At 63.9% G+C, this 19,054-nt stretch carries 18 protein-coding genes and 1 pseudogene; 7 read left to right on the forward strand and 12 right to left on the reverse strand.

The annotated features are described in order from the left end of the window. The first annotated feature begins 57 nt into the window (after positions 1-57). On the forward strand, positions 58-1,662 hold the full coding sequence (locus A7A08_RS16155) for a L,D-transpeptidase family protein (protein WP_069094489.1): 1,605 nt from the start codon (positions 58-60) through the stop codon (positions 1,660-1,662). Positions 1,663-1,799: 137 nt separating this feature from the next. On the opposite strand, the gene A7A08_RS05375 is transcribed toward A7A08_RS16155, so the two are convergent. Further along, positions 1,800-2,657 (reverse strand): TetR/AcrR family transcriptional regulator, encoded by an 858-nt coding sequence (locus A7A08_RS05375; protein ID WP_083226482.1) that lies wholly within the window; start codon positions 2,655-2,657, stop codon positions 1,800-1,802. A 231-nt stretch (positions 2,658-2,888) separates the two neighbouring features. On the opposite strand from A7A08_RS05375, the gene glnT (A7A08_RS05380) reads away from it, so the two are divergent. The 4 genes from glnT (A7A08_RS05380) (at position 2,889) to A7A08_RS05395 (ending at position 7,323) form a co-directional block, all read left to right on the forward strand. Beyond that, a complete protein-coding gene (gene glnT, locus A7A08_RS05380; protein ID WP_069094490.1) occupies positions 2,889-4,244 on the forward strand; it encodes a type III glutamate--ammonia ligase in 1,356 nt (451 codons plus the stop codon). A 49-nt stretch (positions 4,245-4,293) separates the two neighbouring features. Next, entirely contained in the window at positions 4,294-5,640 is a 1,347-nt protein-coding gene (gene glnT / locus A7A08_RS05385) for a type III glutamate--ammonia ligase (RefSeq protein ID WP_208430574.1), read from the forward strand. 269 nt (positions 5,641-5,909) lie between these two features. After that, complete coding sequence (locus A7A08_RS05390) at positions 5,910-6,785, forward strand: aldo/keto reductase (RefSeq protein ID WP_069094492.1); 876 nt, start codon at positions 5,910-5,912, stop codon at positions 6,783-6,785. A 343-nt stretch (positions 6,786-7,128) separates the two neighbouring features. Next, a complete protein-coding gene (locus A7A08_RS05395) occupies positions 7,129-7,323 on the forward strand; it encodes a hypothetical protein (RefSeq protein ID WP_169822927.1) in 195 nt (64 codons plus the stop codon). Positions 7,324-7,344: 21 nt separating this feature from the next. On the opposite strand, the gene arsC is transcribed toward A7A08_RS05395, so the two are convergent. From arsC to A7A08_RS05430, 7 genes and pseudogenes are all read right to left on the reverse strand, one after another. After that, complete coding sequence (gene arsC, locus A7A08_RS05400) at positions 7,345-7,767, reverse strand: arsenate reductase (glutaredoxin) (RefSeq protein ID WP_069094494.1); 423 nt, start codon at positions 7,765-7,767, stop codon at positions 7,345-7,347. A gap of 22 nt (positions 7,768-7,789) precedes the next feature. Then, positions 7,790-8,320, reverse strand: a complete 531-nt coding sequence (locus A7A08_RS05405) for a cytochrome b (protein WP_069094495.1) — start codon at positions 8,318-8,320, stop codon at positions 7,790-7,792. Continuing rightward, positions 8,317-9,447, reverse strand: coding sequence for a catalase family peroxidase (locus A7A08_RS05410; protein ID WP_083226483.1), 1,131 nt, complete (start codon positions 9,445-9,447; stop codon positions 8,317-8,319). Before A7A08_RS05410 ends, A7A08_RS05405 begins: the two co-directional genes overlap by 4 nt. 100 nt (positions 9,448-9,547) lie before the next feature. After that, positions 9,548-10,602: pseudogene (arsB, locus tag A7A08_RS05415) on the reverse strand (ACR3 family arsenite efflux transporter). Between the two features lie 38 nt (positions 10,603-10,640). Then, complete coding sequence (locus tag A7A08_RS05420; protein ID WP_069094496.1) at positions 10,641-11,165, reverse strand: arsenate reductase ArsC; 525 nt, start codon at positions 11,163-11,165, stop codon at positions 10,641-10,643. Positions 11,166-11,175: 10 nt separating this feature from the next. Next, on the reverse strand, positions 11,176-11,529 hold the full coding sequence (locus A7A08_RS05425) for an ArsR/SmtB family transcription factor (protein WP_069094497.1): 354 nt from the start codon (positions 11,527-11,529) through the stop codon (positions 11,176-11,178). Positions 11,530-11,667: 138 nt separating this feature from the next. Further along, positions 11,668-12,882 carry a hypothetical protein gene (locus A7A08_RS05430; protein WP_069094682.1) on the reverse strand — a complete coding sequence of 405 codons (1,215 nt, stop codon included), beginning with the start codon at positions 12,880-12,882 and terminating at the stop codon, positions 11,668-11,670. 111 nt (positions 12,883-12,993) lie between these two features. Here A7A08_RS05430 and A7A08_RS05435 point away from each other — a divergent pair, with 111 nt between their 5' ends. Then, a complete protein-coding gene (locus A7A08_RS05435) occupies positions 12,994-13,587 on the forward strand; it encodes an SAM-dependent methyltransferase (protein WP_069094498.1) in 594 nt (197 codons plus the stop codon). Between the two features lie 174 nt (positions 13,588-13,761). Further along, on the forward strand, positions 13,762-14,802 hold the full coding sequence (locus A7A08_RS05440) for an FUSC family protein (RefSeq protein WP_083226485.1): 1,041 nt from the start codon (positions 13,762-13,764) through the stop codon (positions 14,800-14,802). A 25-nt stretch (positions 14,803-14,827) separates the two neighbouring features. Here A7A08_RS05440 and A7A08_RS05445 read toward each other — a convergent pair whose 3' ends face one another. From A7A08_RS05445 to A7A08_RS05460, 4 genes are read right to left on the reverse strand one after another with little or no spacing between them, the layout of a single operon-like run. Next, positions 14,828-16,279 (reverse strand): gamma-aminobutyraldehyde dehydrogenase, encoded by a 1,452-nt coding sequence (locus tag A7A08_RS05445; protein ID WP_069094499.1) that lies wholly within the window; start codon positions 16,277-16,279, stop codon positions 14,828-14,830. 20 nt (positions 16,280-16,299) lie between these two features. Continuing rightward, positions 16,300-17,115 (reverse strand): ABC transporter permease, encoded by an 816-nt coding sequence (locus A7A08_RS05450; protein WP_069094500.1) that lies wholly within the window; start codon positions 17,113-17,115, stop codon positions 16,300-16,302. Further along, entirely contained in the window at positions 17,105-18,055 is a 951-nt protein-coding gene (locus A7A08_RS05455) for an ABC transporter permease (protein WP_069094501.1), read from the reverse strand. Before A7A08_RS05455 ends, A7A08_RS05450 begins: the two co-directional genes overlap by 11 nt. Continuing rightward, positions 18,052-19,041 (reverse strand): ABC transporter ATP-binding protein, encoded by a 990-nt coding sequence (locus A7A08_RS05460; protein ID WP_069094684.1) that lies wholly within the window; start codon positions 19,039-19,041, stop codon positions 18,052-18,054. The genes A7A08_RS05455 and A7A08_RS05460 overlap by 4 nt, the downstream gene beginning before the upstream one ends. Positions 19,042-19,054: the final 13 nt, after the last annotated feature.

Raw genomic sequence — 19,054 nt, forward strand, 5'->3', positions numbered from 1 at the left:
ACGAGTTTAGTTTCCCTCGCGCAAAGCGGGTCTGGAGGGATTGGGGTGTTAGGACGCATGACGGTGATTGAAGCGGCTATCCGGGCCGCCCGAAACGGCAGCTATCGCAATATCGGTTCCCTTGCCTCGGCGGGCATGCTGGCGGCCGCAATTTCGCTGGTGCCGATGCACGACAAGGCTTTCGCGGCGGACAAGAAGGCCGACCCGGTCGAAGAGGCCGCCGCGAGCAACGAGCCGATGATCCTGATCGTCGGCCTCGACGCGCAGAAGGTCGACATCTATCGGGGCACCGAGCTGATCACGAGCTCGAGCGTGTCGTCGGGCATGCGGGGCCATACGACGAAGGCCGGCGTGTTCAGCGTGCTCGAGAAGAAGCGCAAGCATTATTCCAATCTCTATAACGGCGCGCCGATGCCGTGGATGCAGCGCCTGACTTGGTCGGGCACGGCGCTTCATGCCGGTGCGCTCCCGGGCTATCCGGCGTCTCATGGCTGCATTCGTCTGCCGTATAGCTTCGCGCCCAAGCTCTTCGAAATGACGGAAGTGGGCGAGAACGTCGTGGTTTCGCGCGATCGTCCGAAACCGCAGATCATCGAGCATCCGAAGCTGTTCCAGCCGATGCCCATGCCGACCCCGCCCGTCGTCTCCAAGGCCGACCGGGACAAGCAGAAGGCCGGACTGGAGCGCAGCGACAACGAAAGCTTCGCCAATGCGGCTAGCCCCGTGATCCTCGCCAATGCCAAGATGCCGGCCGACGATGCCGCCGGTGCTGCCGACAAGGCTCCGGCGAGCGTTCACGCCATCGATCCCTATCAGGTCGCCAATGCCGATCAGGCCGCCGCGGAGGACGTCGACAGCGACCACGCAGTGGATGTCGACCGCCCGATGTCGTTCGCCGCTCAGAAGCTGAACGAAGGCGGTCTCGGCGCCGCGGTCGCAGCGGCCGAGCCGCGCAACGAGGCACCGCTTCGCATCCTCATCACCAAGGCCACCAAGCGCGACCGCATCCGCGGTGTGCAGTTCCAGCTGGCCGATCTGGGCTATCTGACGCCTCAGATGTTCGACGGCACGTTCGGCAGCCTGACCATCGATGCGATCAAGGAATTCCAGCGCGACCACGACATGCCGCCGTCTGGCGCGGTGACTGATGACGTCGTCAGCGCGATCTACAAGGCCAACGGCAAGGATACGCCGCCCAACGGCCACCTCTTCGTGCGCCGGGAATTCGACCGGGTCTACGACGTGCCGGCCGAGATCACAATGCCGGCTACCGATCTGGGGACCCATGTGTTCACCGCGATGAATTTCTCGTCCGGCGATACCAAGACCCGCTGGATGGCTGTCAGCACCAATGGCGGCGATCCCTATGCGGCTCTGGACCGGGTGGAGATTCCGGAAGACGCCCGCCAGTGGATTTCGGAGCGTCTGACGCCAGGCTCGTCCCTGATCGTCGCCGATACCGCTATCAATACGGCGGCCCTGCCGGAAGGCGCCGATTATGTCGTGCTCGCCGAAGATCCCGGCAAGCCAGCCGCCCGGCCGGTCAGCGCCAGCCCGCGGCCCCAGTATCAGTACGAACAGCGCCGGTATTACGAACCGCGCTACGAGCCACGGCGGCGCGAGCGCCGCAGGACCGGCGGGCCCTTCTGGTTCCGCTACTAGGCGGCCGGTTCGGCTCAGCGAGCCCCCGAAGCTTCAAAAGGCCTGGCGCTCCGCGTCAGGCCTTTTTCGTTGGCGCTCAATCTCGATGGGCAAAAATGGCCTCGACGGGCAGAATGGCGGGTGGCGCGGAGACGATGCTATCCGCCCGAGCCGCGCATCATCGTCAGAATGTAGTCCAGCAAGCTACGGATGGCGGCTTCCGCATCGAAGCCCGGTGCGATGATGGATCGGACCATTACGCCGTCAAGATAGGTGGAGAAGAGCTCGATCTGCCGATCGATTTCCGAATCGGTGAAGCGTTCGCCCGTGCGCGTTCGCAAGGCGTCGGCAAGAATGTGATGCTCGCCTTCGTAGAACCGCTTGATAGCTTCGTCGATCCTGTCGACCCGGGCATCCGAGCTCGCATAGTCCACGCTGATCTTCACGAATTTGCGGATTAGATCGATCTGCTCGATGTGGGTCTCGAGCCAATTCGTCACCACGGCTTCGGGGTCGCCCTCGGGAGCGCGGCGAGACTCGAAGGCCTCCATGGCGCGCTGCACGGCGGTTTCGACCGTGTCGCGGAAGAGATCTTCCTTGTCGTCGAAATAGTAGTAGATCATCGCCGTGTTCAGGCCGGCGGCCTGGCCGATTTCCTTGATGGTCACGGCCGAGAAGCTTTTCTGGGCAAAGAGATCCAGAGCGATATCGCGGATACGGGCGGCGTTCTTCGAGGCTCGCGCTCCGCTGCGGCCCGCGGATTTGTCTTTGCCCGGCGGCGGCGCAGGTTTGCCCGGCTGTCGTTTCGGCTGAGATTCCGAGCCTTGAGGCTTCGAGACTTGAGGCTTCGAGACTTGAGGCTTCGAGACTTGAGGCTTCGAGACTTGAGCCTTGGTGGCTGTCGCCTGTCCACTTGCCGGCGGCTGCCCGTCACGCTTCTTCGCCGACGCGCGTCCGGCTTCCGTCGCCGCCGGCTGACCGGCGCCTGTGATCGTTCTCACGTTCTTGCCGTGCATTCCGTTTCCGCCCACTGGCCTCCACCCTAGCGAAGCGACGGCGAATTTCCACCGAATGTGACTGCGAAATTCACACCGCCCGCTCAATGGGCAGTTGCTGCCGAAATTCCGGGCAAAGCGGAGGTGGAGGCGACATTAATTAATGAATTAATTGATCTCGCTCCTGGCACGCCGGTTGCTACGCCCTTGGTCGTCAAGCCCCGGGATGGTCCCGGCAAACGAAGGGATGCCATGAGCCAGACAACCACTCCCCCGCTTACCAAGGATGCGCTCGAAGCTGCGGGCGTGAAGTACCTCGCGGCGAGCTTCGCCGACATGCATGGCGTGTCGAAAGCCAAGATGGTCCCGATCCATCATTACGACCGCATGATGGAAGGATCGGAGCTGTTCACCGGGGCAGCGCTGGACGGCGTACCTCAGGAGGTGAGCGACGAAGAGGTGGCCGCGGTGCCGGATCCTGCGTCCGCCAAGATCCTTCCCTGGGATCCGGAGGTGGCCTGGTTCGCGTCTGATCTGCGCTGCGAAGGGAAGCCGTTCGAAGCGGGCAGCCGAAACATTCTGAAGCGCGTGCTCGCGCAAGCCGAAGATCAGGGATACGGGCTGAATCTCGGCATGGAGGCTGAGTTCTTCGTCCTGGAGGACACGCCGGACGGCGGCTACGCACCGGTCTCCCGGCGCCATCACCTGGAGAAGCCGGCCTACGATCTGGCACGGCTGCTGGATAACAAGGCGTGGTTCGGGCCTCTGGCCGAAGCGATGAACAACCTCGGCTGGGGACTCTATTCGTTCGACCACGAGGACGGGATCGGACAGGTCGAATTCGACTTCAAATTCTTCCCCGCCCTGGAGATGGCCGACAACTATATCTTCTTCCGCATGATGGCAAACGAGATCGCGCGCCAGCACGGGGCGTTCGCCAGCTTCATGCCGAAGCCCTTTGACGACCGGGCGGGATCGGGCGCCCATTACAACATGTCGCTCTACGATCTGGAGTCCGACGCCAACCTGTTCGCGTCTGACGACGACCCCAGGGGCAACCACCTTTCCACGCTCGGCTACCAGTTCACGGCGGGGGTCCTGAAGCACCTGCCGGCGATCTGCGCCGTCGTGGCACCGTTTGTGAATAGCTACAAGCGGCTGGTGAAGCAGGGCTCGATGTCGGGCTTCACCTGGGCGCCCATCTTCTGCTGCTACGGCAACAACAACCGGACCAACACGGTGCGCATTCCCCTGGAAGGAAAACGTGTGGAGCTGCGAGCGGCAGATAGCGCATGCAACCCCTATCTCGGCGCCGCGCTGGTGTTGGCGGCGGGGCTGGAGGGGATCGAGCAGGAACTCGATCCCGGCGAGCCCCATACGGAGAACATGTATCTCAAGACGCCTGCGGACCTGGAGGCGGCGGGAATCGAGATGCTGCCCAAGACGCTCAACGACGCGCTGGATGCGTTCGCGGCCGATCCCCTTACCAAGGAGGTTTTCGGGGACGCGATGCACGCTTCGTGGCTCGGCTTCAAGCGTCAGGAGTGGCTCGCCTACATGAACCACGTCTCAGACTGGGAGCGGGCGCGGTATCTGAAATTCTTCTAGGCGGAGCTCTTTAGGGGGCCAGAGGCAGACAATTCCGAGGGAGATCAGTGTGACGAAAGCCTACTCGACAAAGGACGCGCTCGAAAAAGCCGGCGTGAAATATCTTGCCGCCAGCTTCGCTGACATGCACGGCGTGTCCAAAGCGAAAATGGTGCCGATCCATCATTACGACCGGATGATGGAAGGCTCGGAGCTGTTCACCGGGGCGGCCCTCGATGGCGTGCCCCAGGAGGTCAGCGACGAGGAAGTCGCCGCGGTGCCGGATCCGGCATCGGTGAAGATTCTGCCGTGGGATCCGGAGGTGGCCTGGTTCGCGTCCGACCTGCGCTGCGAAGGCCGGCCTTTCGAAGCGGGCAGCCGCAACATCCTGAAGCGCACCCTGGAGAAGGCCGCCGAGCGGGGACTCGGCATGAATCTCGGCATGGAGGCGGAGTTCTTCGTCTTCGAGGACACCGCCGACGGCGGGTTCGAGCCTGTCTCGAAGCGGCCCCAACTCGACAAGCCCTGCTACGACCTGGTGCGGCTGCTCGACAACAAGGCATGGCTGCGGGACATCGTAGAAGCCGTCGAAGGTTTCGACTGGGGCCTCTATTCCTTCGACCACGAGGACGGCGTCGCCCAGGTGGAGCTCGACTTCACCTATTTCCCGGTGCTGGAGATGGCGGACAATTTCGTCTTCCTGCGCATGATGGCGAACGAGATCGCGCGGAAGCACGGCTATTTCGCCAGCTTCATGCCCAAGCCCTTAAGCGAGCGGAGCGGCTGCGGCGCCCATTACAACATGTCGCTCTACGATCTTGAGTCGGGCGACAACCTGTTCGCCACGGACCACGATCCGCGGGGCAATAATCTCTCCAAGCTCGGCTACCAGTTCATCGCCGGCGTTATGAAGCATCTGCCGGCTATCTGCGCCGTCGTTGCGCCAACGGTGAACAGCTACAAGCGGCTGGTGAAGCAGGGTTCGATGTCGGGCTTCACCTGGGCGCCGATCTTCTGCTGCTACGGCGACAACAACCGGACCAACACGCTGCGCATTCCTCTCGAGGGGAAGCGGGTAGAGCTGCGCGCCGCGGACGGCTCCTGCAACCCCTATCTCGGCGGGGCGATGGTCCTGGCCGCAGGGCTGGACGGTATCGCGAACGATCTCGATCCAGGCGAGCCCCACACCGAGAACATGTACCTGAAATCGGAAGCCGAGCTGGCCGCCATGGGCGTGGAGATGCTGCCCAAGACCCTGGAGGAGGCGCTCGACGCCTTTGAGGCCGACCCGCTTTCGAAACAGGTGTTTGGCGAGGCGATGTTCTCTTCCTGGCTCGATTTCAAGCGCCAGGAATGGCTCGCCTACATGAACCACGTCTCGGACTGGGAGAAAGAGCGCTACCTGAAGTTCTTCTGATCGGTTCGCTTTGGGCGGCGCCCTCATTGCCGTCACCGAACGGCGCCGCTTGGCTGACCCTTCCGCTCTCGCGCTCCCTTGGTGAGGCGGAAGGGTCAGAGCCTCGGAAGGACTCCTCACCGCCAAACGCCTCGCGCCGCGCCGGAAGACCGCAACACCATTGCGGGGCGTCCGGCCGATGCCTACCTGTGGAGCAGAGCCGGTCCGCGCCATGCGGCAACCGCCCACCCAAACAGCATCGTTCACCGAGTATTCCGAGGAGATAGCCCATGTCGACGACACTATCGGCGGCCGCTTCCGGCAAATTCAAAATCGGCGACACCACGGTCAACCGCCTGGGCTTCGGCGCCATGCGCATCACCGGTCAAGGCGTGTGGGGCGATCCACAAGATCCGGAAGAGGCCAAGCGCGTGCTTAAGCGCCTGCCGGAACTCGACGTCAACTTCATCGATACGGCGGACAGCTACGGCCCGTTCGTGAGCGAGGATCTCATTCACGAGGCGCTCTATCCGTACAAAGACATGGTGATCGCCACCAAGGGCGGCTTCACGCGCCTCGGACCGGCGATCTGGGAACAACTCGGCCGGCCGGAATATCTGAAGCAATGCGTGCTGATGAGCATGCGCCGCCTGGGGGTCGAGCAGATCGCCCTCTGGCAGCTCCACCGCATCGACCCGAAAGTGCCGGCGGAAGAGCAATTCCAAGCGATCGCAGAAATGCAGAAAGAGGGCTGGATCCGCCATGTGGGGTTGAGCCAGGTCTCCGTCGAGGAGATCAAGCAGGCGCAGAAGCATTTCCCCGTGGTCACGGTCCAGAACAAATACAATCTCGTGGACCGGAGCAGCGAAGACGTCCTCGATTTCTGCGAGAAGCAGGGGATCGGCTTCATTCCCTGGTTCCCGCTCGCCGCGGGCGATCTCGCCAAGGACGGGTCCGTGCTGGACGGCATCGCCAAGCGGCTGGACGCAAGCCCGAGCCAGGTGGCGCTCGCCTGGACCTTGAAGCGCAGTCCCGTGATGCTGCCCATCCCGGGCACCAGCAAGGTCAAGCATCTGGAAGAGAACGTCGCGGCGGCTTCGCTGGAGCTTTCCGACGACGATTTCGCCGCGCTCGACGCCCAGGGCAAGGAAGCCGCCGCGGCCTAGGATGCCGGCAGGCCGAGGAGGCGATTGCGGGGGACGGTGCGCACCCTCCGCAAGCTCGCGGCACTGGCGCGCTCGGACCCCCAGTTCCCTGCGCCATGTTTACATCTCGACAAGCGATGCCCCGTTATCGTCATCTTTGGCGGGAATCGATAGAAATTCGGTCACGCTTTAGTCACCGGTCTTGATTAGGTGTCGTGGGCGGGGGCATTTCGAGACCGGAATCCGGTCGTGCCATGCGAGGGTCATTCACGTTATGAGCCATTCGGAGAAACCAGCTCCGTCTTACATCCGGGTCGGCAGCCGACGCGTCCGCGTTCCGCGCCGGAAAGCGGTGCGTGTGGGCATGGCGCTGACCATCATCATCGCAGGCATTCTGCCGACGCCGCCCGGCCCCGTCTTCACGGTCCCAATGGGGCTCGCCATCCTGTCGATCGATTATCCGAGACTCCGCCGCTTCCGCCGCAAGGCGCTCGTCAGGCTGGGCCGCCGGCGTCAGCGCCGAGCGCTGGGCGCAGTCGGACAGCCGGTCCTCGGCTAGAGGCCGGCCGTCGCCGTCCCGTCAGCGGACCCTGTTCCCCTTCTCATCGACCACAGCCTCGCCATCCTCTTTGGCGAAGGCGCCCTTTTGTCCCGGTAGGATATCCAGCACCGTCTCCGAGGGGCGGCAGAGCTTGGTCCCAAGATCCGTCACCACGAAGGGCCGATTCAGCAGGATCGGGTGCTCTTCGATCGCATCGAGAAGCTGATCGTCGGTCAGGCTCTCATCGCCTAGACCAAGCTCTTCGTAGGGCGTGCCCTTCTGGCGGAGGGCTTCCCGCACCGTGAGCCCCGCATCGGCGATGAGTGTCTTCAGCTCTGCCTTGTTGGGCGGGGTCTTCACATATTCGATGACGGTCGGCTCGATCCCGGCATTGCGGATCATGGCCAGCACGTTGCGGGACGTGCCGCATTTTGGATTGTGATAGATGGTGGCTTTCGTCATGCGGTCCTTTCTTTCGGCGGCTTTATTCGGTGCAGCGCGGCATGCTATGGAAGACGCCGTCGCGGAAGACAAGTCCGTGGAGCAAGGCCGCGCCGATATGGGCGAGGATGACCGCAAAGAACAACAGCGCCAGTACGGTGTGGGTCGTTCGCAGCGCCGCATAGAGGGTCGGGTCGTGGGGTGCGATAGGCGGCAACACAAAAGCGCCGAAGAGCGAGACAGGATAGGCGCCCGCCGAGAGCATCGCCCAACCGACCAGCGGCACGGCGAACATCAATCCGTAGAGCAAGAGATGAGAACCGATTGCGGCGGCCCGGATGGGCGCGGGCAAATCGGCCGGCAGAGGCGGCGGCGGATTGAGCTGGCGGTTGATCAGCCGGATGGCCGTGAGGATAAGGATCAGAATCCCGAGCGGCTTATGGATGGAGACCAGCCAGTGATAGTCGGTCAGGGAAGCGACCATGCCGATGCCGATGAACAGCATCGCCAGGATCAGGACGGCCATCAGCCAATGAAAGACGCGGGAGATGGCGGGGAAGGTTTCCGTGATCATTTGGCGTCGCTCCCGGGATTGGCGATTTCGACCGCGCTCGGCTCCTTCGTCTCGCCTTCGCGCTCACGGAACGAGACCGCGTAGGCGGCGGAGCGGGCGCTCAGGATCTGATCGTCTGAGGAGGCGATCCCGTCGGGCAGGATAAGCGGATCGAAGGTGACGTCGCGGCAGGGGCCGTGCTCCTCATCCTCGACCCGGTCTAGAGTAAGGGTGCCCAGGGTCACTTTCCGCCGGCCGTCCGGCCAAGGAATTGTCGGGTCGCTGGTCGAGTCGCCCGGCTCGCCCACGGTCGCCACCAGCCGCCACCGCAGAGGTGCGGATTCGAGCTCGCCGGCCAGCGCATCAAACAGGTAGTTCTCGCCCTCTTCCGGCGCAGCGTCCGGCTTGGGAGGATCCACGGGCATGACCGACCAACGAACCGGTGTCTCGGTGCCGTGAGCATCGACGAACTCGAACGCGTTGAGCGAATTGTAGGTCGCGTCAGCAAAGCCCTCGGCCATTTGCCGGCCCGTGATCAGCTTCAGCGCCGCAGGGGCTTCCGGATGAGCCTTCAGGAACGCCTCCATCTTCGCCGGGTCCGGCTTCCCGGTCTTGGGATCGGGCCGGGTGGCGGCGAGGAAGTCATAAAATCCTTGCGCATCCTTCACCGGGAAGACGGGGATGTCGTTCATGCCCGTGCGCCAAAGCTCTCGATCGGGGAGGGCGAAGTTGAGCGCCAGGCTGCGTACCGCGGCCGGGCTATCCGCCATGAACGGGTTGCCGCCGGCGAGGGCGAAGCGGCCGAAGACGGGCACGCTCGCATCGGGTCTGAACAGCGACGCTCTGGAGATCGCGGCACCCTCACCACTCGATTCGAAAACGCCGCTGACGCAGACGCCTTTGGCATGGTTGCGCCGGAAACCGGGATGAACGCCGTTATATTCCTCAAAGCGAGCGACGATCTTCTCCGGCGTGAGGCGCTGGGGCGACAACCAGCCGGCGGTCGCTGCGAACGCGCCGGCGAGTGCTAGTAGGACGACGCCGATAAGCGCGAGGCGCGGCAGCATGCTGGTACGAAAGAGATTGGAGAGCGCGTAGCGGCTTCCATCCTGACGAGCGGTAGGCTCGGGGTTCGACGACTCCACCATGGGACTCCCCCATTCGATTGACGGTCCCGATTAACTAGGCTTGCCGTCCGCATCTTACGACGACGCTGGCGATGACATTTCCGCGAGCGGGTGCGGCGAATTAGCTTGTCTGGTCCGCAGCGACGTAGCGGCGGGCTCCGCGCTCGTACCAACCTTTCGTGCGATTGACGATGGCAACGACGCTCAGCATGACCGGCACTTCGATCAGCACGCCGACGACGGTCGCAAGCGCCGCGCCCGACTGGATGCCGAAGAGGCTGATGGCGGCGGCCACCGCGAGCTCGAAGAAGTTCGACGCGCCGATGAGCGCCGATGGCCCAGCCACGCAATGCTGCTCGCCGGTCATCCGGTTCAGCAGATAGGCGAGGCCGGAATTGAAATAGACCTGGATCAAGATCGGCACGGCCAGGAGCGCGATAACATAAGGCTGGGCCAAGATCTGCTCGCCCTGAAATGCAAAGAGCAGGATCAAAGTGGCGAGAAGCGCGGAGAGCGCGATGGGCTGGATGCGGTTCAGCAGACTGGCGAGGGCCGCTTCGCCGCCGTGGCGCAGCACTTGGCCGCGGATGACCTGCGCCGCGATGACGGGCACCACGATATAGAGCCCGACAGAGAGGAGCAGCGTCTCCCACGGCACGGTGATGGCCGAAAGACCCAACAGGAGGCCGACGATCGGCGCGAAGGCGAAGATCATGATGGCGTCGTTGAGGGCCACCTGGGTCAGGGTGAAGTGGGGTTCGCCCTTGGTCAGGTGGGACCAGACGAAGACCATGGCTGTGCACGGGGCAGCGGCCAGGATGATAAGCCCAGCGATATAGCTGTCGATCTCGGCCGCCGGCAGAAGGTCCCGGAACAGATAGCCGATGAAGAACCAGGCCAGCGCCGCCATGGTGAACGGCTTCACCGCCCAGTTGATGAAGAGCGTGACGCCGATGCCGCGCCAATGCTCCTTCACCTCCGACAGGGCTGCGAAGTCGATCTTCAGCAGCATGGGCACGATCATCAGCCAGATGAGCACTGCGACGGGCAGGTTGACGTTGGCGATCTCCGCATCGCCCAGGGCCTGGAAGATGCCCGGGAAGAGATGGCCGAGGGCGATGCCGGCGACGATGCAGAGGCGACCCAGAGGGTCAGCCAGCGTTCGAAGAATGGCATGAGGGGTGCTCTCTCTATCTGACGACGGGACGTTCCGCCTATGCGCTTTCGCGGCGCGTCGTGCTGCCCTCGGTCTCGCCGATCTCCCGCAGGCGATTACCCAAGGCGACCGCGTCGAGGTTCTTGATGGGCAGGGCGGTGAAGATGGAGATACGATTACGCAGGTACCGGAGCGCCGTGACGAAGGCGGCTTCCTTTTCGAACGCCGCGCCGTCAAAGGCGGCCGGGTCCTCGATGCCCCAGTGGGCCGTCATGGGCTGGCCCGGCCAGACGGGACAGGCCTCGCCAGCGGCGTTGTCGCAAACGGTGAAGACGAAATCCATCACCGGCGCGCCCGGCTTGCCGAACGCCTCCCAGCTCTTCGCGTGGAGCCCATCGGTCGGATAGTTGAAGCTCTCCAACACTTTCAACGCCAGCGGGTTCACTACCGGTTTGGGTTGGCTGCCAGCGGAAAAGGCCTGGAAGCGGCCGTAGCCTTCGCGACGCAAGATGCTTTCCGCCATGATGGAGCGGGCGGAGTTCCCGGTACAGAGGAAGAGCACGTTGTAAATCCGGTCGGTCATCGTCTTTCTCCTACTGACTGGCGGCGCCCGCGCCGCAGCAGGACTGAAGTTCGGCGATCAGCGGGGCGCAGATCTCTTCCTTGCCACCGCAGCAATCCTTCATCAGGAAGGCCGCCAAAGCCCGGACGGTCCCAAGCTTCGCGCGATAGACGATGGAGCGGCTGTGCCGCTCCGCCTCGACGAGATCGGCCCGGGCGAGATTGGCGAGATGGGTCGACATGGTGTTGTGGGGCACGTCGAGAGCGCGTGCGATCTCGCCGGCAGGCAGGCCTTCCGGGGCGTGCCTGACGAGCAGGCGAAAGGCCTCGAGCCGCGTCTCCTGGGCCAAGCTCGAAAAAACGTCGATCGCGTCTGTCATTTCCATATGTCGAGACTACTCGACTTATGGAAATGAATCAAGAATGCGCATTCGACGGCGCTCACGATTGGACGTCCTGGCGGCGGCTCCCCCGAACTGCCCGCGGACGGCGTTCCGACCAGACTTCCCGATCAGACTTCCCGATCAAACTTCGGCAGGGATCGCGAACAGAACGACCAGAAGGCCGATCACCACGCCGATGGCGAAGAGCGCCGCGCGCCAGCGGTGGCCGTTCCGCCAGGCGGCGAGCGCCGCCTGCAGGGACTGCAGGGCGTAATACGCCACGAAGATCTTCGAAGCATAAGCGATGATCTGGTAGATATCGGCGATCCAGGTGATGGCGATGGCGGCGACAGCCGTGAGCAGGTTGCCGACCTCCACGCTCAAACGCTTCTTGCTGGTTTCCGAGGTCAGGCCGCCCGCCCCGTTCATATCGGCTACGGCGGCGGAGAATTGAGAGGCCAGGGCCACGACGATGATCATCGGCCCGACGGTGGCGCCCAGAGGCACGAGCATGTTGATGATCGCCGTCTCGCCGCCTTCCCTCGGGAGCGTGCCCGTGAAATAGCGAGTCACCAGTAGGATGAAGGCGAGATAGATGCCCGTCGAGATCCACTGGGCCCAGCGCATGGTCTTCACCCGGGTGGCAGGATCGTAGGCCGCGCCAAGATAGCGGGAGGTCTCGAAGCCCTGCACCAGCACGATGAGCCCGAGCAGGATCTCGACCTCCTTGAGGCCGCGCGGATGGGTCGGCGTTCCCCAGGCAAAGCTGCCATCCATGACGGCCAGCACGGTCGCGAAGGTCAGCGCCGTGAGCAGACCGCCGATCACCGAGAGCTTCAGTCCCACGGCGCCGAGCTCCAGATGCTCAAGCGCCCGCAATCCGCCGCGCAGTCCCACCAGGCCGATAGCCGCGATGACCACAGTCGCCCCCACGCGGATCCAGAGCTGGGCGGTGATGTCGTCGAGCCTGAGGCCAAAGGCCGCGAAGAGGTTGAGGTAGTAAGCGACGGAAACGAAATAAGCGAGGAGCAGGGCGATATCGGCGGTCCGCTCGATCGTCGTGACGCTCCAGGCTGCCTTACCCTTTTCCAGCTCCGGCTCGACATGGACGATGTTGTACCGGATAGCCGCACCGAAGAAGTAGGCGATGGCGCAGAGGCCGGCCATGGCGGCCCAGGCGAGATCGCCTGCGGTATGGTCGAGGATCGGTCCCGCGACGAGGAACCCCGATCCGATAATGGAGGCGAGGGGCGTGACCGTCGCGCGCCAGCGGCTGGATTTGAGAAGGCTCGGATGGAAGAAGAGGACGGCAAAGAGCAGCGACGCGCCGAGCAGAACCATGCCGGTGACCGTCATCCCGCGCTCCTCCTCCGCCAAGCCGTCCCGGGTTCAATCAAGTTCGGCCAAAGGCGTCAAGGAGCGTTAGGCTGGCTGCGACATCGGCAATAGCGGCAAGGAGACAGCATCATGTGGGATGAGAGATTCCGGCAGCCCGGATATTTCTATGGCACGGAACCGTCGGCATTTCTGCAGCGGGAAGCACAGCATCTCCGCCCCGGCCGGAAGGCACTCTCCATCGCCGATGGGGAAGGCCGCAACTCCGTGTTCATGGCCGAGAGGGGCATGGAAGTGACCGCCATGGACGGGTCCGAGGTCGCCGTCGAGAAAGCCAAGAAACTCGCCGAGGAGCGTGGCGTGGAGGTCGATTACCGCGTCGGCGACATCACGGCGTGGGACTGGCAGCACGACGTCTATGACGTGGTGGCCGGCATCTTCTTCCAATTCCTCGCTCCCGATGAGCGGAAGGACGTGTTCGACGGCTTGCGGCGGAGTTTGCGGAAAGGCGGCATCCTCCTGCTGCACGGTTACCGGCCGGACCAGATCGAATACGGCACGGGCGGGCCTCCCTATCCCGAGAATATGTACACCGAAACCCTGCTCTGGGAGGAGTTCGCCTCCCTCGAGGTGCTGCGGCTGGAGGCCTACGACGCGGAGATCCACGAGGGCAAAGGACATAACGGGATGTCGGCGCTGATCGATCTCGTCGCCCGGAAGATCTGACCGCAGCACCAGCGCTGCTCCCGCGCACGGGCCGATCATTCACTCGAAGTCATGAAACGCGGCAAACGGTTCGCCCCGTCCGATCGACGCCGGCCGCTCCCCGTCTTTCCCGTCTCTTCACGATTCCCCGGTACTCTCGGCGAGGACGGCCACGCCATGCGCTGAGAGGACCGGGTGAGCGACACGAGCCTTTGGACATCGAACCTGCGGACACGCTGGTGGGACGGCCTGAAAGAGGCCTCGGCCTGCGGCGCGGCTGCGGGCATCGCGTGGTTTACCGCGCACCTCTTGTTCGGCCATCCCACGCCCGTGTTCGCGGCGGTGAGCGCCATCGTCTGCCTGTCGCCGGGCCTGCCGAACCATGTGCGCCAGGCGGCCGGTCTGACGACCGGCGTCGCGGTTGGCATCGTGGTGGGCCAGATCGCGCTGCTGGCGCCGGATACGTTGCCGGTGTTTCGCATGATGGCAGCAACCTTCCTGGCCATCCTGCTGGCTTCGGCTTTCGGCGCGCCCCCCGTGGTCCCCATCCAAGCCGGCGTCTCGGCCGTGCTGGTCCTGTCGATCGGCGCGGAGACCGCAGGCGTGGTGCGCCTCATGGACGTGGTGGTGGGAGCATTGTCCGGCCTCTTCTTCAGCCAAGTGGTGATGACCCCCGACCCGATCCGGAGCATCAACCAGATCGCGGAGCGCCTGCTCCGGGATTTATCGGGCGGCTTGCGGAGCTGCGCCAAGGCGCTCTCCGACGAGGATCCGGAGGAAGCCAACGCGGCGCTCCACTCGCTTTCTCTGGCTCATGCGGATCTCGTCGGGCTCGGCACGGGCATCAAGGCCGCGCGCTCGGATGCGCGCTGGTCGCTGCGCGGACGTCTGGCAGCGGCGGAGGTCCAGGAGTTGGCAGCACGCTACGAGCGACACGCGATCCGGCTCTATGCGTCATCGCTGCTCTTCGCCGAGGCCATGGCCAACGCGATCCGAAAAGGGGCGAAAGAGCCGCCAGAGTCCCTCAGTCAGCGTATCCTGCTGATCGCAGATCGTTGCGACACGCTTGCGGCGCGCGGGTCCTTCGGGCCTCAGAGCGCATTGCGGGATCTGCCGCCGCTCACCGACATCGTGCCGAAGGACCGGCTGTGGTCGCCGGTGATCCACCGTCTCGAACTGATGGAGGAGGCGCTCTCCGCCTTCGGCCGGCCGTCGCCGGTCGGGGAAGACGAATAGCGCTTCCTGCTGTCCACCACGTTCCTTAGTGGGCGATCATGACGTGGCGGACGACGGTGTAGTCCTCCAACCCGTAGAGGGACATGTCCTTGCCATAGCCCGACTGCTTCATGCCGCCATGGGGCATCTCGTTGGCGAGCATGAAATGGGTGTTGATCCAGGTGCAGCCGTATTGGAGACGCGCGGCGGTCTCCATGGCCTTGCCGATATCCGTCGTCCAGACCGATGAGGCGAGACCGTAGTCGGAGTCGTTCGCCCAGGTGACGGCTTCGTCGACCTCCTTGAAGCGGGTGACCGAGACGACCGGACCGAACACCTCGCGGCGCACGATCTCGTCGGACTGGAGCGCGCCCGCCACGACGGTGGGCTGATAGAAGAAGCCGCCGCCATCGCCCGGCTTGCCGCCCGCGGTGATCTCGATATGGCTCTGTTCCGACGCACGCTCCACGAAGCTCGCGACGCGCTCGCGCTGGCGCGCGGAGATCAGCGGGCCGATCTCGTTGGTGGTGTCGTCCTCAGCGCCGTAGACGATCTTGCCGGCGGCGTCGGACAGTTCGGCCACCAGCTTCTCGTAGATCTTATCTCCCGCATAGACACGGCAGGCGGCGGTGCAGTCCTGGCCGGCATTGTAGTAGCCGAAGATGCGCAGGCCCTCGACGACGGCCTCTAGATCGGCGTCGTCATAGACGATGACCGGCGCCTTGCCGCCGAGCTCCAGATGGGTGCGCTTGACCGACTTGGCGGCGGCCTGGAGCACCTTCTTTCCGGTGGCGATGTCGCCCGTGAGCGAGATCATATTGATCTTGGGATGATTGATCAGGGCGTTGCCGACGGTCTCGCCGCGGCCGAGCACGATATTCACGACGCCTTCGGGGAGAACCTCGGCGAGGATCTTCGCCATGCGAAGCGCGGTTAGAGGCGTCTGCTCCGACGGCTTGAAGACCATGGTGTTGCCGCCTGCGATGGCCGGCGCCATCTTCCAGGCCATCATCATGAGGGGGTAGTTCCACGGCGCGATGGAGCCGACGATGCCGATGGGATCGCGGCGGATCATGGAGGTATGACCCTCAAGATATTCGCCGGCGGTGGAGCCCGGCATGCAGCGGACGGCGCCTGCGAAGAAGCGGAAGCAATCGACGATGGCCGGGATCTCCTCGCCGGTCACCTCGTTGATGGGCTTGCCGCAGTTCAGGGCCTCGAGCTTGGCGAAGGCTTCGGCCTGGGACTCAAGGGCGTCGGCGATCTTGAGGAGGTAGCCGGAGCGCTCCTGCGGCGTCGTGCGCGACCAGGTTTTGAATGCCTTCTCCGCCGAGGCGACCGCCTTTTCGACCTGGGCTTCGGACGCTTCCGGAATGTGGAGGATCACCTTGCCCGTCTTCGGGTCGATGATGTCCTCCGCCGTTTCGGAGCCAGCCTCGAAGCTGCCGCCGATGAGCATCTCCGTATCGACGGTCGACGTGTCTACTTTGGTATCCATCTTGGGCCTCCTTAAGGGGGTTATTTCTCGCGTGCAGCGAGATTGTCGCCGCCCTTGGTCAGGTAGTAGGCGGCGAGAATCGGGAGGAATGTGACGAGGACGACCACCATGGCCACGACGTTCGTGACGGGGCGCTGGCGCGGACGGACCAGCTCTTCCAGCATCCAGATCGGCAGGGTGGCCTGCTGGCCCGCGGTGAAGGTGGTGACGATGACCTCGTCGAAGGAGAGGGCGAAAGCAAGCATGCCGCCGGCGAGAAGCGCGGTGGCGATGTTCGGCATGAGCACGTAGCGCAGGGTTTGGAAGCCGTTTGCTCCGAGGTCCATGGAGGCCTCGATCAGATTCCCGGAGGTGCGGCGGAAACGGGCGACGGCGTTGTTGTAGACGACCACGATGCAGAACGTGGCGTGACCCAGCACGATGGTCCAGAACGAGAAGGGAATGTCCGCCAGGTTGAAGGCCGAACGGAGCGCGATACCGGTGATGATGCCCGGCAGAGCGATGGGCAGGATCACCAGAAGCGAAATGGACTCACGGCCGAAGAACTTGCTGCGCGAGACGGCGGCGGCGCAAAGGGTGCCAAGCACGAGCGCGCCCGCGGTGGAAACGGCGGCGACGCGCACGGAGAGCCAGAGCGCCTGCCAGACATCGGCGCGGTTCCATGTGACCTCCAGCCAGCGAAGCGTGAAGCCCGGGGGGGGCCACTGATAGGACTTCTCCTCCGTGGTGAAGGCGTAGACGAAGATCAGCAGGATCGGCAGGTGCATGAAGAGCAGGCCTGCCGCAGCGGCGATCTTGAGGGTCAGGGGCGACCGCGTGTTGGGGTCAGAGCGCATCGAAAGCCCCCATGCGTTTCGCCATCCAGAGATAGAAGCCCATGATGACCATCGGCACGATGGTGAAGGCGGCGGCGAGTGGGATATTCCCCGCCGTGCCCTGCTGGGCGTAGACGACCTGGCCGATGAAATAGCGCGAAGAGCCGATGACGCCGGGCACGATGTAATCGCCCAAGGTCAGGGAGAAGGTGAAGATCGAGCCAGCAATGGCGCCGGGAAGCGCCAGGGGGAAGATGACGTTCCAAAAGGTCTCGCTCGGCTTCGCGCCGAGGTCGGAGGAGGCTTCCAGCAGATTGTCCGGCACGCGCTCCAGGGAGGCTTGGAGCGGCAGGATCATGTAGGGCAGCCAGATATAGACGAAGACCAGGAAGGTGCCGGTGTAGCTGATCGAGAGGGAATGCCCGCCGATCACGGGAAGCGAGAGATACGCATCCATCAGCCAGTAGAGATGCAGCTTGTGGAAGATCCAGTTGAGGATGCCTTCCTGGGCTAGGATCAGCTTCCAGGCGTAGATCTTCACCAGATAGCTCGACCAGAGCGGGAGCATGACCCCGAGATAGAACAGGGCCTTCCATTTCCCCCGGGCGTAGCGGGCGGCGTAGTAGGCAATGGGAAATGCGATGATGGCCGAGGCGATGGTGACGCTCGCGGCCATCAGCACCGTGCGGACGATGATGTCGATATTGGCCGGTGTGGTGAACAGCTCCCGGTAGGTGTCGAGGGTGAAGCTGTAATCGATCCGGCCCGTGAAATGATCGATGGAGAAGAAGCTCTGGGCCAGCAGGGCGAGGAGCGAGCCGAGATAGACGATGCCGAGCCACAGCAGCGGCGGCGTCAGCAGCAGGAAAAGCAGAAGCGTCGGGTGGCGCCAAAACGCATCCGATGCAGCGCCCGACGGACCGGAACGTGGCGGGAGGATTGCTGCGTTCGCGGTGCTCACGCTTCATCCTCCATCAGATGCAGATCCGACTTGTTCCAGGAGATGCGCACCTCGTCGCCCTCCGCCGGCAATTTGGCGCCGGCAGGAATGAGGGCGTTGATCTCGCGCCCTCCGACATCGAAGACGCAGCGGTACTGGGAGCCGAGATAGCTGCTGGAGACCAGGGTCGCCTCGTGGCCGCCGGACTTCACCAGACGCACAGCCTCGGGGCGAAGGCTCGACCAGCAGCGTTCGCCGGCGACACGCTCGGTGAACTCAGGCGGCAGCACGTTCGACGAGCCGACAAAATCGGCGACGAAGCGCGAGCGGGGCTTGCGATAAATGTCTTCAGGAGTGCCGACCTGCCGGATACGGCCGCTGTCGAAGACGGCTATGCGGTCGGCCATGGACAGCGCCTCACCCTGATCGTGGGTGACGAAGACGAAGGTGATGCCTAGGCGCTTCTGGAGATCCTTGAGCTCTTCCTGCATCTGCTCGCGCAGCTTCAGGTCGAGGGCGCCCAGGGGCTCGTCAAGCAAGAGGACCTTGGGTTTGTTGACCAAGGCCCGGGCGAGAGCGACCCGCTGGCGCTGGCCGCCGGAAAGCTTCGCGGGGCTGCGGTCGCCGTAACCGGGAAGCTTCACCAGCTCCAGCATCTCTTCGGCGGTGGCGCGGCGCTCGTTCTTCGACACACCCTTCATCTTCAGCCCGTAGGCGACGTTGTCGATGACCGAGAGATGGGGGAAGAGGGCGTAGTCCTGGAACACCGTATTGACGTTCCGGCGATAGGGCGGGATGCCCTCGGCGCGCTCTCCGAAGATCTCGATATGGCCGGTGGTCGGGCGCTCGAAGCCTGCGATCAGGCGGAGAGACGTCGTCTTGCCCGACCCCGACGGGCCGAGGAGAGCGAAGAACTCGCCTTCACGAATCTCCAGGTCGAGCCCATCGACGGCGCGGATCTCTCCGTAGTGGCGAGAGACGTTTATGAAGCTGACGGCGGATGTCACAGCGGCAGTGCTC

Origin of the sequence: Methyloligella halotolerans (genome assembly GCF_001708935.1) — a bacterium.
Lineage (GTDB): Bacteria > Pseudomonadota > Alphaproteobacteria > Rhizobiales > Methyloligellaceae > Methyloligella > Methyloligella halotolerans.